At 41.3% G+C, this 16,527-nt stretch carries 13 protein-coding genes; 5 read left to right on the top strand and 8 right to left on the bottom strand.

Annotated features, from left to right (window positions below):
* Window positions 1–13: 13 nt before the first annotated feature.
* The 3 genes from ACYVAA_RS10170 to ACYVAA_RS10160 all read left to right on the top strand — a co-directional run bounded on the left by ACYVAA_RS10170 (window position 14) and on the right by ACYVAA_RS10160 (window position 5,147).
* Complete coding sequence (locus ACYVAA_RS10170; RefSeq protein ID WP_460541177.1) at window positions 14–997, top strand: DUF4973 domain-containing protein; 984 nt, start codon at window positions 14–16, stop codon at window positions 995–997.
* Window positions 998–1,020: 23 nt separating this feature from the next.
* Window positions 1,021–2,493, top strand: coding sequence for an IPT/TIG domain-containing protein (locus ACYVAA_RS10165; protein WP_460541175.1), 1,473 nt, complete (start codon window positions 1,021–1,023; stop codon window positions 2,491–2,493).
* 188 nt (window positions 2,494–2,681) lie between these two features.
* Complete coding sequence (locus ACYVAA_RS10160) at window positions 2,682–5,147, top strand: glutaminase family protein (protein WP_460541173.1); 2,466 nt, start codon at window positions 2,682–2,684, stop codon at window positions 5,145–5,147.
* A gap of 71 nt (window positions 5,148–5,218) precedes the next feature.
* Here the strand turns inward: ACYVAA_RS10160 and ACYVAA_RS10155 are convergent, their stop codons facing one another.
* Window positions 5,219–5,806 (bottom strand): transposase, encoded by a 588-nt coding sequence (locus ACYVAA_RS10155; RefSeq protein ID WP_460541171.1) that lies wholly within the window; start codon window positions 5,804–5,806, stop codon window positions 5,219–5,221.
* 270 nt (window positions 5,807–6,076) lie between these two features.
* On the opposite strand from ACYVAA_RS10155, the gene ACYVAA_RS10150 reads away from it, so the two are divergent.
* Together ACYVAA_RS10150 and ACYVAA_RS10145 are read left to right on the top strand one after the other, a co-directional pair.
* Complete coding sequence (locus tag ACYVAA_RS10150; protein ID WP_460541169.1) at window positions 6,077–7,240, top strand: glycosyltransferase family 4 protein; 1,164 nt, start codon at window positions 6,077–6,079, stop codon at window positions 7,238–7,240.
* A 351-nt stretch (window positions 7,241–7,591) separates the two neighbouring features.
* On the top strand, window positions 7,592–8,446 hold the full coding sequence (locus tag ACYVAA_RS10145) for a hypothetical protein (RefSeq protein ID WP_460541167.1): 855 nt from the start codon (window positions 7,592–7,594) through the stop codon (window positions 8,444–8,446).
* Between the two features lie 127 nt (window positions 8,447–8,573).
* Here ACYVAA_RS10145 and ACYVAA_RS10140 read toward each other — a convergent pair whose 3' ends face one another.
* From ACYVAA_RS10140 to ACYVAA_RS10110, 7 genes are all read right to left on the bottom strand, one after another.
* Entirely contained in the window at window positions 8,574–9,446 is an 873-nt protein-coding gene (locus ACYVAA_RS10140; protein WP_460541239.1) for a glycosyltransferase family A protein, read from the bottom strand.
* Window positions 9,447–9,539: 93 nt separating this feature from the next.
* Complete coding sequence (locus ACYVAA_RS10135; RefSeq protein ID WP_460541165.1) at window positions 9,540–10,274, bottom strand: glycosyltransferase family 2 protein; 735 nt, start codon at window positions 10,272–10,274, stop codon at window positions 9,540–9,542.
* Window positions 10,262–11,215, bottom strand: coding sequence for a glycosyltransferase family 2 protein (locus ACYVAA_RS10130; protein WP_460541163.1), 954 nt, complete (start codon window positions 11,213–11,215; stop codon window positions 10,262–10,264). Before ACYVAA_RS10130 ends, ACYVAA_RS10135 begins: the two co-directional genes overlap by 13 nt.
* 18 nt (window positions 11,216–11,233) lie before the next feature.
* Window positions 11,234–12,343: a glycosyltransferase WbsX family protein gene (locus tag ACYVAA_RS10125; RefSeq protein WP_460541161.1), complete on the bottom strand. Its 1,110-nt coding sequence runs from the start codon at window positions 12,341–12,343 to the stop codon at window positions 11,234–11,236.
* Between the two features lie 11 nt (window positions 12,344–12,354).
* On the bottom strand, window positions 12,355–14,184 hold the full coding sequence (locus tag ACYVAA_RS10120) for an ABC transporter ATP-binding protein (RefSeq protein ID WP_460541159.1): 1,830 nt from the start codon (window positions 14,182–14,184) through the stop codon (window positions 12,355–12,357).
* Between the two features lie 239 nt (window positions 14,185–14,423).
* A complete protein-coding gene (locus tag ACYVAA_RS10115; protein ID WP_460541156.1) occupies window positions 14,424–15,392 on the bottom strand; it encodes a glycosyltransferase family 2 protein in 969 nt (322 codons plus the stop codon).
* A gap of 171 nt (window positions 15,393–15,563) precedes the next feature.
* On the bottom strand, window positions 15,564–16,527 hold a 964-nt coding region (locus tag ACYVAA_RS10110), incomplete at its 5' end, for an acyltransferase family protein (protein ID WP_460541154.1).

Below are 16,527 nucleotides of genomic sequence, written 5' to 3'. Positions count from 1 at the left end.
AAAACACCTTATCATGAATAAATCATATATGTCGTTTCTTCTGCTCTCGTTGTTTATCATCTGCGGGGCATGCAATGATGAGTGGACCGAAGAACAATTTGAAAATTATATATCCTTCAAAGCACCCCTAAACAGTGAAGGGGTGTGTGATATCTATATACGCTATAGAGGCGAGGAGAAAACCACCTTTCAGCAGCCTTTGATCGTCAGCGGGTCCAGGACCAACAGTATCAATAGAACGGTGCACGTTGCCGTAGATGCCGATACCCTGGATGTGCTGAATTACGAGCATTTCCAAAACCGTGAAGATTTTTATTACCGGGAGTTGGACAGTAAATACTACACTATACCTTCCACAGTGGATATAAAGGCGGGTGAGAATACTTCCTTAATGGCCATCGATTTTACCCTAAAAGATATCGATATGGTCGATAAGTGGGTACTTCCCCTGACCATTGAGGATGATCCGGGCAATAATTATATAGCAAACCCCCGGAAGTATTATCGTAAAGCTATCTTGCGCATTCACCCCTTCAATGATTATTCAGGTACCTACAGCGGCACAGCCTTGAAAACCAGTATGGAAGGCTACGAAAATGAAACCCCCATCGTAAAGGAGGATATCCGGGGCTATGTAGTGGATGAAAACACCATTTTCTTCTATGCGGGAAATATTGATGAAGACCGGCAAGACCGACGCAACTATAAAATCTACGCTACTTTCAATCAAAGCGGGGGAGTAACCTTCCATTCTGACAATCCTGAAATGAAGTTTCAGGTCAATAAAGATGCAAGTTATACGATCACCGAGCAGATGGATGATGTCCGCCCTTATCTTTTGCACCGCTATATCACCATTAATAATATTGATTATCAATTTTCGGATTATACCATGGTACCCAATGTCGATATCAATTATAAGGTTTCGGGTTCATTGATCTTGGAGCGCCAGTTAAATACCCAAATCCCTGATGAGGACCAGGCAATAGAATGGTAATGTAAACTTTAAAACTCTGAAACATGCGTATAAATATAATAAATAAAAAAAGGGGGAGATGGACCTCCTGTTTGATATTGGCTTTAGTAGTTGGCCTTTTTTACGGCTGTCAAATTGAAGAGCAAAGCCTGGAGGAAGGATCTCCCTTTGATCCATCAAAACCTGTAGTGGTTTCCAATTTTACCCCCTCATCAGGAGGGGCAGGGCAGCGCCTTGTTATTTACGGAGAAAACTTCGGGACTGATCCAGATATCGTTTCGGTATTTATAGGAGGAAAAGAGGCAATAGTGATCAACGTAAAAGGAGATGCCCTCTACTGTCTGGTTCCAAGGCAAGCATTTGGTGGAGATATTGAAGTAAGGGTAGGTGAAGAGGACAGGCGTGTTACCGGTAGCTCCAACAAGTATTTTGATTATCAGCGAAAAATGGTGGTATCCACCTTGATCGGATACAAAAATGACCGGGGTGATGAACCTTGGAAAGATGGAAAGTTTAAGGCTGATAACCCTATTGACATGGCAAGTGGGTTTTGGCAACCTTCCTTTCTGAAGTTTGACCCCGTAAATCCAAAGCATCTATGGGCAGTTTTTGACTTTAACAACGGGCTCTACCTCATTGATTTGGAGGATAGTACGGTGACCAAAAAACGCTCGGACTTTGACAGGCCCAGAAGTATTGATTTTACATTGGATGGCCAACATATGATCATAGCTGAAGACCGGGGAGGGGAAAACGACCGTGCCACTTACCGCTTGTCCAGGGACAAAGATTGGCAAGATCGCGAAATTCTGACAAGATACAGACAATGTAATGGTGCCGCAGTCCACCCTGTCAATGGGGAGCTTTATTTCAACAGTTACGAAAAGGGACAGTTTTTCCGGTTTGATCTGAATAAGTATTTCACTGAAGGCTTGGGCGTCAAAGATTATGAAACTTTGTTTGTGGTCCATGACCCCCAGTGGGAATACAAAGTCATCATGCATCCTTCTGGAAACTATGCCTATATTTTGGTCATTAACCAGCACTACATCCTCCGTGTAGATTATAATTGGGACAAGAAGCAGTTCAACCAGCCCTATCTGGTCTGTGGTCAGCTGAGAAGTGCCGGTTATCAGGACGGCGTTGGTTCGGATGTTCGTTTGAGGAATCCCTACCAGGGAGTATTTGTGAAAAATGAGGACTATGTGGGAGAGGGGAAACCTGACGAATACGATTTTTATTTTACCGACCAGCATAACCATGCCATCCGCAAGCTTTCGCCGGAAGGCAGTGTGACCACATTTGCCGGCAGGGGAAGTTCCAGTATCAATCCTGATCCTTGGGGCTATGTCGACGGAGACCTGAGGGAAGAAGCAAGGTTTGACAGGCCATCCGGAATAGCCTATAGTGAAGAAGACAAGGCTTTTTACATAGGAGACCAGATGAACCACCGTATTCGAAAAATAGCCCTTGAGGCGATGGATGAAGATGCACAAGAGGATGAAATAAAGGATTGAGAGGAAAGTAGCCAATAGTTGAGAGGCTGTCTCATAAGTTCCCATCCTACTTTCATGTGCAAGGCGCGTTCAGGTAGATCACTCCGCTTCGTCCGTGATGATGTATTTCCCTATTATTAGACCGCCTCTGAATTTGAGATGAATAACAATACCAACAGGCAAGGAAAAGTTGCCAATAAATTAAACCTATGAAACGAGTAAAAAGAGTATTAACTACCATTACCCTTGGGTTGGGTTTAGTGATGGGGAAGGAGACCTTGGCGCAAGAAGCGCTTAGGGCTCCGGCCTATCCACTGATAACCCACAATCCCAATTTCAGTATCTGGTCCATGGGCGACCAGCTTAACCAAGAGTCTCCAAAGCATTGGACCACAGCCAATCATGGTTTGCTGGGACTGGTGCAAGTGGACGGAAAGACTTTCCGCTTTTTAGGAAAAGAGGAGAAATATTATCATGCAGTGGTCCCTACTTCTGAACAGGAGGCATACAGCATGAGTTATACCGAACATCAACCTTCCGGCAATTGGACATCGGCCGGTTTTGATGACAGTTCCTGGAAAAAGGGGCAAGCCCCTTTTACTGATCATAAGGATGTGGGAGGGACTTTGTGGCAAACCGAGCACCTGTGGCTAAGGAGAAGCTTTGACCTGGCTGATGTAGAGAAGCTGACCAATCTTCACCTGAAAATCCGCCATGATGACAATATCGAAGTATTTCTGAACGGAGAAAGAGTTTATGAGCTTGAAGGTTGGTTAAATCGCTTTGAGTATGTGGAGATTCCTCAGTCAGTAAAACAAAAGTTAAGGAAAAAAGATAATGTACTGGCGGTGCATATTAAGAACACTGCCGGGGACAGGTGGTTGGACCTGGGATTGGCAGAGGATTACCAGCTTCCAGAGATGTCGCAGATACATCCTGCTGTACAGACCAATGTTCAACTTTCGGCTACCCAAACCAAGTATGATTTTGAGTGTGGAGGTATTGCACTGACGGTGAATTTTACCTCACCATTGCTCATGGATGATCTTGACCTGATGGCCAGGCCCATTTCTTATGTTAGCGCAGAGGTTAGGAGTTTAGATTCCAAAAAGCATGATGTTAAAATACTCCTCGGAGTATCCACCGACCTGGCGGTACACCTTCCCAGTCAGGAAGTTGCTGCCGCCAGGTATCAGGAGGGAAAGTTGGATATCATGAAAGCCGGCACTGTAGAGCAAAACGTTCTGGGTAGAAAAGGAGATGATGTCCGGATTGACTGGGGAAAAATTTATGTGGCCACGGTGAAGGATGAAGCTAGCCAGCATTGGTTAAGCCAGGGGGATAATATCTTGGGTACCTTGGAGCAAAAGCATTTTCCAAAGGAAAATAGGCGGTCGAGGGGGCTGATGCTAAATACGGCTGTGGATATGGGAAATGTAGGTTCCAAAGCTAAAGAGCAGGTGTTTTTGCTGGGCTATGATGAGGAGCTAGCTGTTCAGTATTTCGGCAAAAACCTGGAGCCTTGGTGGAAGACTGCTGAAGGAGGTACTTTCGAAGCCCTGCTCGAAAGGGCTGCCGGTGAGTATGAAAGCATCATCAAACGCTGTGAGGCTTTTGATAAGAAGCTGTATAAGGAAACCTTAAAGGCAGGAGGAGAAAAATATGCTGATATGTGCGTGCTGGCTTACCGACAGGCCATCTCGGCCCATACCTTGGTGGAAAGCCCGGAAGGTGAACTGCTTTTTCTGTCCAAAGAAAACAATAGCAACGGTTCGATCAATACGGTGGATGTCACCTATCCTTCGGCCCCGCTTTTCCTGCACTACAATCCGGACCTGATGAAAGGGATGTTGAACGGGATTTTCCACTATTCCGAAAGTGGAAGGTGGAAGAAGCCATTTCCAGCCCATGATCTGGGTACCTATCCGGTGGCCAATGGGCAGACTTATGGAGAGGATATGCCGGTGGAAGAAGCGGGGAATATGCTTTTGCTGACAGCGGCCATTGTGGACCAGGAAAATGATGCGGCATATGCCAAGAAGCATTGGGAAGTGTTGACCGTCTGGGCCGAATACCTCAGGAAAAGCGGTTTTGATCCGGCCAACCAGCTATCTACAGATGACTTTGCTGGCCATTTGGCTAGGAATGCCAATCTTTCAGTCAAAGCCATTTTAGCTTTGGCTGCTTATGGAAAATTGGCCGGCATGATGGGGGACAAAGAGGTTGAGGCAGACTATCTCCGGGAGGCAAGGGAGATGGCCAAAAAATGGATGGAGCTTGCCGAAGACGGTGACCACTATGCTTTGGCTTTTGAAAATCCCGGGACCTGGAGTGAAAAGTACAATTTGGTCTGGGATGAAATCCTGGATCTAAACGTCTTCCCTGAGACGGTAGCAGACAAGGAGATGGCTTACTATCTCACCAAGCAGGAAAAGTATGGCCTTCCCTTGGACAGCAGGAAAACCTATACCAAGTCCGACTGGGTATTCTGGACCGCTTCCTTGGCGGACAATCAGGAGGATTTTAATGCCTTAATTGCTCCTATGTGGAAGTATGCCAATGAAACCTCCAACCGGGTCCCCATCAGTGATTGGCATGAAACCAAGGATGCCCGGGTGATGAACTTCAGGGCCAGGTCGGTAGTAGGCGGCTATTTTATCAAGTTGCTTTATTAGGAATTAGACGCTAGACACTAGATTTTAGACTTTAGATATTCATGCCATGACTTTGGGTCATGGCATGAATTTTAAACGATATCGTCTGGAAGGAGAGCGTAAGATTCCCTGATAAAGTGAATAGGATTACTAGGAAGATCTAAGAGTTGATATGCCAGTTCTTTGTGGCATAAGGATCCATTTCGGAAGCCTGCATAATCCTGAAATGAACTCATTTCCCAATGTTCCATTCTATTTACAAGCCCTGCTCTAATTGGGTTTTGATAAATATAATGAAAGCAAACAAAGGGGTAGGTGTCCGCATTTGTTGAACTCATGGCATGACTTTGAGTCATTCCATGAGTTTCCAATAGCTTTATTTTTGTGTTTTGGGCAAATAGGGAGCCGGTTCGACCAAGTTGTTTGTTTATTGCCCTGGTGTAAGAGCGCAACATTATCATCAGATCATTACTGAAGCCGCTTTGTCGAAAGCTTTCTTTGGTATTGATCAAGAAATGAAAATGGTTTTTCATAAGACAATATGCTAAGATGTCCACATGAGGAAGGAAGTGAGTTCTTGCTTTTTTGAGAAAATAGAGGAAATTTCGTTTTTCATAAAATATATCTTGGCCGTTATTCCCGCGATTGTAGAGGTGATATACATTGTTTGGTAACATCATAATTAAAAAGTTCAGTAAAGAGGTTAGTAAAAGTTCTACTTAAATATACCAAAAAAGACAGTTATTCATGCCATGACTTTGAGTCATGGCATGAATTGTAAAGGTAGGTTTTAAATTACGAGCCAATCCAGAAGGGATTTTAGAACTTGTCGGCCCAGAAATTATTTTTCCGCTAATTTTTATAGACTTTTGTAGCAGATTTATTTTTCGGTGCGTCTTGTGGTCAAGGGTGCAAGATCGACCTGCTAAACCAACTAAACTGCCTGCTGTATGAGAATTGGGTTTGATGCGAAGCGTGCATTTAAGAATTTTACGGGACTAGGTAATTATAGCCGATTTATCCTTAAGTCCCTCAGTGACAATTTTCCTGGCCACCACTACTATCTTTTTACTCCAGAACATGGGAAAAAAAGTGAGGAAATAGCCATTGCCTGCCAAAATTTCAATCAGAAAATCGTAATGCCCAGCGATGTATGGAAATTGCCGGTGCTTAGCAGCGCATGGAGAAGTGTATACCAAGGAGTGAAGCATCTGGACAACCAGTTGGAGATTTTCCATGGCTTGAGCAATGAAATTCCTTTCATTAAAAACAAATCCACCAAGTATGTGGTGACGGTACATGACCTGCTTTTTTGCCGCTATCCTGAACTGTTCAATCCCATAGATGTACAGATCTATAAGCTGAAAATGGAGCGTTCCTGTCGTGAGGCGGACCAGGTGGTAGCGGTTAGCGAGCAGACCAAAAAGGATTTGGTGAACTTTTTGGGGATCGATGAGGCTAAAATAAAGGTGGTCTACCAGGGCTTCCATGAAAACTACAAAAAGGAGGTCAGTTGGGAGCAGATGCTGGAAGTTAAGCAGAAATATCAGCTGCCTGAGCGCTTTTTATTTTTTGTCAGCACCATCGAAAAGAGAAAAAATGTCCAGCTGATCCTAAAGGCCATGAAGTCTCGGCCCGACTGGGAACTGCCACTGGTGGTGGTGGGAAGGGCCACCGCTTATCTCAATAACCTAAAGGCCATGGTACAGGAATTTGGGCTGCAGGGAAAGGTATATTTTCTGCATCAGGTGGCTTTCGATGATTTGCCGGCCATGTACAAAATGGCCCAGGTGTTTATCTACCCCTCTTATTTTGAAGGATTTGGCATACCGATCATCGAAGCCCAAAGCATGGGTACTCCAGTGATCACCTCCACAGGTTCCTGCTTTCATGAAGCGGGAGGGGAAGCAGCCCTGTATGGCGATCCTGATGATCCGGATACCTTGGTCAAGCACATCGATTTCCTCTCCGACGAGGTCAACAGAGCGGAACTGGTCCAAAAAGGCTATGCCAATATCCGTCGGTTTGACCAGCGTGTTATCTCCGAGGAGCTAATGGGGATCTACAGGGAAGTGTTGAGCCCTTGTTCCGTAAAGCCAGTTTTGGCTGGCTGATTCATGCCATGACTCCAAGTCATGGCATGAATTGAAAAAGAACCATCAGGTATTATTAAAAAATTGAAATACCATTTATCATTAAACCTTGGTGTTTTCTATAAATTGACTTTTATTAAGAATAAAAAGTGTAATTTTGCGGTAAATTATTTATTATATTAAAATTCATTGTTATTTATGCGTAAGTTTTTGATTGTTAGTTTTTTAGGGATGACCGTTTTTTCATGTCAAGAATCAGCAGAAATCCTTCCGGAAAATTCTGTCGAAGAAGGGGGAAATGAAATCGTATGGGAGGCAAAGAGTGAATCGATTACCTATCATTCATTTCCTTTGTTGGAAAGAGATGCTTATATGCAATATCCAGGAGCATTGATTACTTTGGAAAGTGTCTCTCAAGACAATTATGATTATGTTTTCAATTATACTTATAATGAAGTAGCCGTTCATTCAAGTTTCGAGGGGGTAATTCCAGCCAGCCAAGTGATGATTCCTACCTATGGGAATTTTGCTGAATTCGAAAATACCTCCATCTATTTAAATCCTACTCCACCTGCCAAAGCCAATGAAACCACGATATCTCATGAGCAATGGGTGAAGCCCATTTACTCCATGGACCATTTATATATGGAGTTGGGAGGGAAAAATTCTTTTATGTTGAAAAATGCTGTGGCTGATAAGATAAAATATGGCGAAAAGGACGGAAAAAGTAGAGGGGTGTTTTTTTCAGAAACCATTAATTATTCTTATGATTTGGAGGTCCCAGCTGGTTCTTCCTTAATTAAAGAGTCTGCAGATGATGAAGTTTTTAAGGGTATGACCCCTGTATACGTTTCGAGAATTAATATGGGAAGAATGGCTGCAGTCTTTTTTGAATCTAGCAGTTCTTATGAAGAGTTAGAAAAAGCCTTATTGAGTTTAATTGAAGATAAAGTGCTTTCAGATGACCAAAAGCAAGTGTTAGAAAAGACCAAGTTTGTTGTCAGTGTATCGAGGGGATGGAATGGCTTAGTAATTCCATTATCTTTTGATGGTTTAAATAATTATAAACATTTTAAATCCATGCTGGAATCAGGAGCAGAGGACCCTTTTTATGGAGAAGGAAAATATGGTGCGATCGTCAGTTTTGAACTACGCCATATTGGGACCAATGAGCTTGCAGAAGTAACCTTTTCAGCAGATTATGAAGTGCCTACAGTAGTAGAATAAATATTTAATGATTGATGTCATGGCCTAATGTTATGGCATCAATCACTTATCTTTTATCATGTTTTTTTGAATATCCGAAAACCTTTCTTCGAATTTTGAATTTTCAATTAATCTTTGGGCGCATTGATTAGCGTATTTTTTTCCTTTTAAAGTTTAGCCCCTTAAGGAAATATTTGACAAAAGTTATGGGGCCAGTATTTTTGAAAAGTGATATTAATAGTTGTTTGTTTTTGAAGGAATTTGTGTAAAATAATTGTTTCAGAAATTCTGACTTCCCATGTTTATTTTTTTTAACTAATCTTAATTTTTCATTTACATCCAATTTTGCACTTGATAATTTTTTATTAATCACATCTCTAGCATGCAACTCACCGAATTTTAAAACATTCTCTTGGACAGTGATGCTTTTGGCATGTCTACGAATCATTGTTGTTGTTTCGGGATGCTCTATATATTTAAGGTGTGCTCCTGATAGGATACAATCAATCCAAAATATCCAATCCACCTTACTGTTTAAACATTCTGGAAATCTGATCCTGTTTGATTTTAAGAAATTATGATTGACCAAGGGGCTGCTTATTACGGCAAAGTTATTGACCATCAATGTTGATAAGACTTCGGATCCATTACCTGAAATTTTTGGCATCCATTCTACCCCCTGCATCATAAAGTCAGGGAAATGCTTATGGGGCTCATTATGATTGAAATAGGTATTATGGGTATAAGAAATTACATTTTCCTTTTCATTTTTTAATCCATGAAGTTGAATTTCAAGCTTTTTAGGACTCAATAAATCATCTGCATCTAAAAATTGCACATAATCGCCAGAGGCAATATCTAAACCAACGTTTCGTGCCCCAGCATTACCCTTATTGATAATTTTTTTATAAATAAATCTGGGATCATCAGACGTATTCTGTTTAACTATATCTGAAGTATTATCAGTGGATCCATCATCAATTATTATAGCTTCCCAATTAATGTGTGATTGATTTTTCAGGTTATGGTTTCTGGAATATATTCACCGTAGTTATAGCTTGGAATAATGATTGAGACCTTATTATCATGAATCATCTTATTTTGGATTAATTTTCTATTTGAATTTTCTAAGTCTATTTAAATAGGAAAAATAACTCCGCCCTTCCCATTTGTATTCATAATAAAATCTCTCTCTTTGGGTTAATTTTCTCTGTTCTTCTTCACTTTTAGTATTCAAAGTCCTGCTTTCCATATGGTCTACGATAGAAGAAGTTACAAGGAAATGTTTTAGCCCATGTTTCTTGAGCGTATTGCTATAATCATTATCTGCATACCAAAATTTATAATTGGGATCTAACATTCCTGTCTTTTTAAGCATGGATCTTTTGAAAAAAAGACACCAGCCAACTAATTCTTTTCTTACCTCATATCCAAAGTGATTTCCACTGTAAAGTTGGATGTCATGGCTTGGATGATGAATTGAACAAGCAGGAGAAGCACTTACAACATCAGTATTTGATTTAAAAGCTTTTAAAATTTCACTAGCCCAATTTTCATGAAAAATAAGATCATTATTACAGATGCATACATAAGAACTTTTGGTCATTTCTATACCAATGTTCATGTATTTATGGTAACCAAATTTTTTCTTTGGATAAATGGTTTTCGAATTGGGATATTGATAGGGAGATAGTGCTTTTTCAGATTCAATGATAATTGTGTTGAATTTTATTGGACGGCCAATCTCAGATTTATTTAAAGATTTAACAGCTTTTTCTGTTACCTCTTTTAATGCCTCATCTTTTGCATAACTTAGAATAATTATATCAATTTCAGTTATTTTTTCCATGACTTGATTAATTGTTTTCTGTGATAATTAATGGATTTGCAGTAAAGAATATAGAAGCTTTTGTTATGAGGAAGATTTTTCAACTTCAACAATTGTTTTATGTTCCAAAAAGGAGTATTGTAGATCAATCCCTTGAAAATACCATCTGTTTGTTTCCTATTAAGTGCCAATAAATCTTCTTTTTCAGATTGATTTAAACTACTTGATTTTATAAGATCATTTAGTTTTTCTCTCAATACTAAGTCCCGTTTTCTCATTGGTAACATATCAAAACTAGCACTTTTGGGATGAACTCTAATGAGTGTATAGGCATCAGGATTTTCAAAATAGTGATATGAGAAGTTCTTGAAGGCTAATTCTATCCAAAACTCCCAATCTTCTAAATATGGAGTGTTTTCAGGGAATCTACTAGAAGCTTTTAAAAGAGATCCTCGAAACAAAGGACTACTAATCACTGCAATATTTTGATCAACTAATGTCTTAATTGTTTTGAACCCTCTTCCATGAATTTTATGCATCCATTCATTTCCTAACATTTCCTTGTCGGGGAATAACACTTTTTGATTCCCGTTCTCGAAATATTGACTATTGGTATAACTGATATCTATTTCGGGGTTGTTCTCTAAGTGTTGGACTTGTAATGTTAGTTTATCCTTGCTTAAAAGATCATCTCCATCAAGAAATTGGATGAATTCACCCTTCGCAAGGTTTAAACCTACATTTCTTGCGGCAGAAACTCCTTTGTTTTCTTGGTATACATATATAATTCTATCATCGACTTTTACATAATCATGGACAATTTCTTTTGAGTTGTCAGTTGATCCATCATCGACAATTATGGCTTCCCAATCTTTATAGCTTTGCTCTAAAAGGTTTTGTAGGGTCTCTTCAAGGACAAAACCATAATTGTAGATTGGGATTATTATAGATACCTTACTCATTATTGACCCTTTTATAACTTAATCCATTTCCATTTTAAAGACCTCCTTAACGGCTTCCAAATATTTGGAGTCCCACTTGGTGTCAGGTTCTAGGTGACATCCTTCAGCCCATTCGTTCCAAGCATTTATGAAAATGTACTGTTGATTATCTGGAAGGTAGGTTTGAGTTAGTTTACTAATTGAATTTAACCAGTCTTTAAATTCTTCCGGAGAAGAATCGTTATAAATGATGGCGTTTTGTTTTCTCCTTGCAGAATTGTCCCAAGAAGGGCAAGAACATCGGAAATAGGGGTAATCAGGAATGTTACGACTTATCATGTTACTTTTCATAGTAGGATAATCATAAATTCCATTTTCGTATATCTGGTCCTTCTTAATTCCAGAATTATGAAGAAATTTTCTGATTAAATATTCCCCCATTTTTTTCTTATGTATTTTTTTTCCTTGCAAAGTGCTATCTGGAGCAAATTCCATCCCTGCATCGAAACCGTGCTCGCTTGGGTCAATATTCCTTTCAAAGTTTTCAGTTCGAACTAAATAGAGATCATCAAATCCAGCCTTAATGGCTTCTTCCCTCCATAGATCAGTAGCTTCTTTGATATTAGGGTGGGATTCTGATCTATACATCAAAAGCATTGGTTTATTATCTACTTTGATATAACGATCATCCTTAAAGAACTTCATTAAGTACCTTATGTGTTCTTTATCATCCTCTAAACTGTAATTTTGACCAATAAGTAATTCCTTATCCTTACCATCCCATCTTCTGGTCCAGTTTTCATTGGCCCAAGAAAGACAATAGGGAAAATCAATGTCTTTATTCTCTAACCATTGATGTAAAGGTTTTTCCAAAAGTAATTTTCCGTTGAACCAATAGTGATAAAAGCAGAAACCATAAATGCCATATTCTTTAGCCATTTTGGCTTGATTTCTCATTACTTCCACGTTATCTAGGTAATAATAATTTTCATTTAAAGGAACATGAGGTTGATAATGTCCCTTAAATCTAGGAGTGGCCTTACGAACGTTTGTCCATTCAGTAAATCCTTTTCCCCACCATTCATCGTTTTCTGGAATAGTGTGAAACTGGGGTAAGTAAATAGCTATTGGTTTAATCTTATTTTGCATTGTATTATTACTTAACTCACTTCACTAAACTGCTGCATATTGACCAGCTTATTGTACAGGCCATCTTCGGCGACCAGTTCCTGGTGCTTGCCCTGTTCGATGATTTTTCCCTCTTCCAGCACCACGATGATATCCGCATTCTGAATGGTGCTGAGCCGGTGGGCAATGACCAGGGAAGTACGGTTTTTCATCAGCTTGTTCAGGGCATCCTGTACCAGTTTTTCGGATTCCGTGTCCAGGGCGGAAGTGGCCTCGTCCAGCAACATGATCGGTGGGTTTTTCAACACCGCCCGGGCAATGCAGATCCGCTGCTTTTGTCCTCCGGAAAGCTTCAGGCCACGGTCGCCCATATTGGATTGGTAGCCGTTTTCGGTCTGCATGATAAATTCGTGGGCATTGGCAATCCTGGCTGCCGCTTCTACTTCCTCAGCGGTGGCATCAGGTGTGCCAAAAGCGATATTGTTGAAAATGCTGTCATTGAATAAGATGGATTCTTGGTTGACCATACCCATCAGGTTTCTGAGGGAATCCATGGTGATATGGGAAATGTCCTTTCCATCGATGAGCACTTGGCCCTTGTCCGGTTCTATAAAGCGGGGCAATAGATCCATCATGGTGGATTTTCCTCCTCCTGAGGGACCGACCAAGGCCACCATTTTCCCTTTGGGGATGCTCAGGTTGATGTCTTTCAGCACAGGCCTGCCCGGATAGGAAAAGGAAAGGTGCTTGATGTCTATTTTCTCCTTGAAGTCTTTGATTTCGACGGCATCCTTGGCATCGGAAATAGCCGGTTTTTCATCCATCAGGTCCAGCACCCTTTCTCCCGCTGCCAGGCCGGAATGGATGGAGCTGAAGGAGTTGGTCAAGGCCTTTGCCGGGCGCATCACCTGACTGAAGAGGGCAATATAGGCGATAAAGTCAGAGGCACTGAGTTCCGATTGGTTGTTGATGATCAAGGAGCCGCCATAAAGCACGATGCCCGAAACCATGGTCACCCCTAAGAATTCGGAAACAGGTGAACTCATCTGCTGGCGCTTGGCCATTTTCTTTCCCAACATGGAAAAGCGGACATTTTCTCCGTGGAACTTATCCTTGATCATCTCGGTGGCATTGAAAGCCTTGATGATCTTGATTCCCGAGAGGGCCTCGTCCAGGTAGCTGATCATCACCCCGTACAGGTGTTGGGCCTGGGAAGCCTGTTTTTTCAGCCTTTTGACGATCTGTGCGATAAAGAAGGCCGACACAGGAATGATCAATAAAGAAAAAATGGTCAGTTTGTAGGAAATGGCAAACAGCATGAATACATAGGCGATCAGCTGCAGGGGTTCCTTAAAAATGACCTGTAAGGTACCGGTCACCGAAAACTGGACTACCTGCACATCGGAAGATATTTTGGAGATAATATCCCCTTTACGCTGGTTGGAGAAATAGCCCACATGCAGGTTCATGACATTGTCAAAGACCCTCTTTCTCAGGTTCAATAAGGTATGGATACGGAGGTTTTCCATGACCAACTGGGAGAGGTAGCGGAAAATATTGCCCAAAAGCACCGAGAGGATGATCACCGCGCAAACGGCTTGCAAGGCTCCCAGGGCACCGTATTCTGCCTTTGCCATCTGGGCATAGTAGTTCAGGTAGCCAAACACATCGGTCCAACTTTCCGGCCTGACCATTTCCGCAGGAGCTTCCCCCTGCGTATTGAACAGGGTGCTGAGCAAAGGGGCAAGCATGGCCAGGTTCAGGGTATTGAAGATCACCCCCAACAATGTGAAGATAAGGTAGGGGATGGCAAATTTTTCTATGGGTTTGGCAAATGCCAGTAATCTGAAATAGGTTTTCACGTGTTTTGGTAATCGTTTTTTAGCGGCCCTTGGCCGGATTTGGTACAGTGCTTAATTTTCCCGCAAAGGTACTGTTTTTTTATCGGTTCCGTCGTTGCAAGTCTCCCTGTCCGTTTGGACAGGGAGATACGACGCGGCAATCTCGTTTTCAGAATTCGGGATCGTTTCATTCCCCCCAATACATCGGGGTCCATTCGCGATGACGTAGAAATAGTCGTTCCAACCTTCAAACCTTTGAATCATTCCACCTCTCTCTCTTTTAAGGGGTCAAAGTATTCCTTTTTTATATCAAACAGGCTTTTGGATTGTGCCTGTTTTGGCAATCTTTTTTTACTTTCTGCTATCTGGTCCTTACTCTTTAAATAGAGGGCATAGGCTTTTAGAATCCACCATTTTCCCAGTATTAGCCTTGGCAGGATTTCCACTAGCAACAATTGCATCTGCCAAAAGGCAAAGGCAGCTCCTTGCAGGTGAATGGCCTGAAGGATAAACTTGTTGCGGTAAAGGATCGGATAAAGGTGCCTTTTGCCATGCTCTTTTTTGGTGGTGGAACTTACCTCGTGGTGGCAGACTGCCCGGTGTTCGTAATAGCATTTCCAGCCCATTCTCCAGGCCCTAAAGCTAAGGTCCACATCCTCTACATAATAGGGGGAGTAGATTTCATCAAAGCCCCCTAGCTCCAGTAATTTCCTGCGGTCCACCAGGGCATTGGCACCGGAAAGATAGGCCGTGGGAGTACATGCATCAGGATGCGTGCTGTAATAAAAGCGCGTGGCTTTGAACTTCAGCCCTTGAAAGGCCATCATACGTGCGGCATCTTCAATGTGTCCTTTGGTGTTGACGATCCTTCCCATCACGCCAAAGGTGTCCGGTTGCTCAAAGTACTTCCAAAGTTTCTCGAAATAATTTTCTTCCAAAGCCACATCGGAATTCAGCAAAAGGACCAGGTCCATTTTGGCGGCTTTTATTCCTTGGTTGCAGGTAAAGGAAAATCCACGGTTTTCCTTATTGACCACGGTTTTTACTTCAGGGAAGTTTTTCCGAACAAAAGCCAGGGACTCATCCTTAGAAGCATCATCCACCAAGATTACCTCATAGGGTACCTGTGCTGCAGCGGCAGCTTTAAAAGTGGACGGAAGGTATTTTTTCAATAACTCACGCCCATTGTAATTGGGGATAATTATCGAAATGCTTCTAAGTTGTGACATTAATTAAAGCAGTCAAATATTGGCTAATGGTACTAATACGTTTGATTCACAAAAAATGAGACAAGAGGCAAGAGCTTTTATAGAAAATTCATGAAACGCAAACTTAATAATATCAGTTAAAGAAAACGCTTTTTTATCTTACTGATAAGGGAGATTTTTCCTGAAATCCCGTTAAATGAGGTTCCTTAACCTCTTTTTTAGCGGAGTTTCTACGCAATAGTAGAGAAAGAAGGATAATAAATAGAGTAGGAGGAGCAGCGTAAATAAAGAAGGAATGTGGAGAAAAAGATATTCCTGAAAAATTCCTATATGGATTAGGTAAAAGGCATAACTGCTTTTTCCTAACACCTGAAGCGGGGGTGAACTTAAAAAGTGACCTAACCATGTCTTTTCGTTAAGTAGCCCCCAGATCAGGGGAGCTATTCCAATAATGGGCAGCAGAGCATTGTTGATAATAATTCCAAGCCAATCATGGTCACCTGTTTGAGGATAGTTGGCAATTGATGATAATAAATAGATGGAAAGAAGTATTCCCAGACATCCGGTCAGCGTAAAATGTTTGTTCGAGCGATATTTTTCATCCATAAAGAGTTTGGCCAATACCATCCCTACCACAAATTCAAAGATTCTACCGAAAAAGGAAAAATTAAATAAAAATCGCAGAGATGGAATAAATCCTGCCGGCAAAATCAACTGCCCCAAATACATAAGCATGATCCCGATTGATATTATCATCAAAGGAAGTGTCAATAGTCTTTTCTTTGGGTTTTTGAAAAGAATAAGGGCCATCAGCGGGGAGGCAATATAAAAACATTCTTCCACTGTAAGCGTCCAAGTTTGGGCAATTCCAGTAAAAATATAATCTATGAAGAAACTTTTTAAGAGCGTCAGGTTCAGAAACAATTCAAGGAACTTTAGAGACGTGAACTGTTGATAATACCAGCTTGTAATCCCATAAGTGAGACTGGTAAGCAGAAAATACAAAGGGAAAATTTTTGTGAACCGGTTCCAAAGATACCTTGTATAGCTTAAACCGTCTTTGAGCAAGTACTTGTAGGTAAGAATAAAACCGCTTAGCAAAAAGAATATCGTCACACCTACGTGCAATTCATTGAGCAGTTTGACAATCGCAAGC

The sequence above is a fragment of the Echinicola sediminis genome, from assembly GCF_054777495.1.
This window is presented reverse-complemented; position numbering and strand designations above follow the sequence as displayed.

What these genes read in the sequence shown, in the direction of transcription:
- ACYVAA_RS10155 (WP_460541171.1), bottom strand. Translation starts at nt 5,806, where the DNA reads ATGATGTTACCAAACAATGTATATCACCTCTACAATCGCGGGAATAAC.
- ACYVAA_RS10145 (WP_460541167.1), top strand. Translation starts at nt 7,592, where the DNA reads ATGCAATATCCAGGAGCATTGATTACTTTGGAAAGTGTCTCTCAAGAC.
- ACYVAA_RS10160 (WP_460541173.1), top strand. Translation starts at nt 2,682, where the DNA reads ATGAAACGAGTAAAAAGAGTATTAACTACCATTACCCTTGGGTTGGGT.
- ACYVAA_RS10125 (WP_460541161.1), bottom strand. Translation starts at nt 12,343, where the DNA reads ATGCAAAATAAGATTAAACCAATAGCTATTTACTTACCCCAGTTTCAC.
- ACYVAA_RS10130 (WP_460541163.1), bottom strand. Translation starts at nt 11,215, where the DNA reads ATGAGTAAGGTATCTATAATAATCCCAATCTACAATTATGGTTTTGTC.
- ACYVAA_RS10165 (WP_460541175.1), top strand. Translation starts at nt 1,021, where the DNA reads ATGCGTATAAATATAATAAATAAAAAAAGGGGGAGATGGACCTCCTGT.
- ACYVAA_RS10150 (WP_460541169.1), top strand. Translation starts at nt 6,077, where the DNA reads ATGAGAATTGGGTTTGATGCGAAGCGTGCATTTAAGAATTTTACGGGA.
- ACYVAA_RS10135 (WP_460541165.1), bottom strand. Translation starts at nt 10,274, where the DNA reads ATGGAAAAAATAACTGAAATTGATATAATTATTCTAAGTTATGCAAAA.
- ACYVAA_RS10170 (WP_460541177.1), top strand. Translation starts at nt 14, where the DNA reads ATGAATAAATCATATATGTCGTTTCTTCTGCTCTCGTTGTTTATCATC.
- ACYVAA_RS10115 (WP_460541156.1), bottom strand. Translation starts at nt 15,392, where the DNA reads ATGTCACAACTTAGAAGCATTTCGATAATTATCCCCAATTACAATGGG.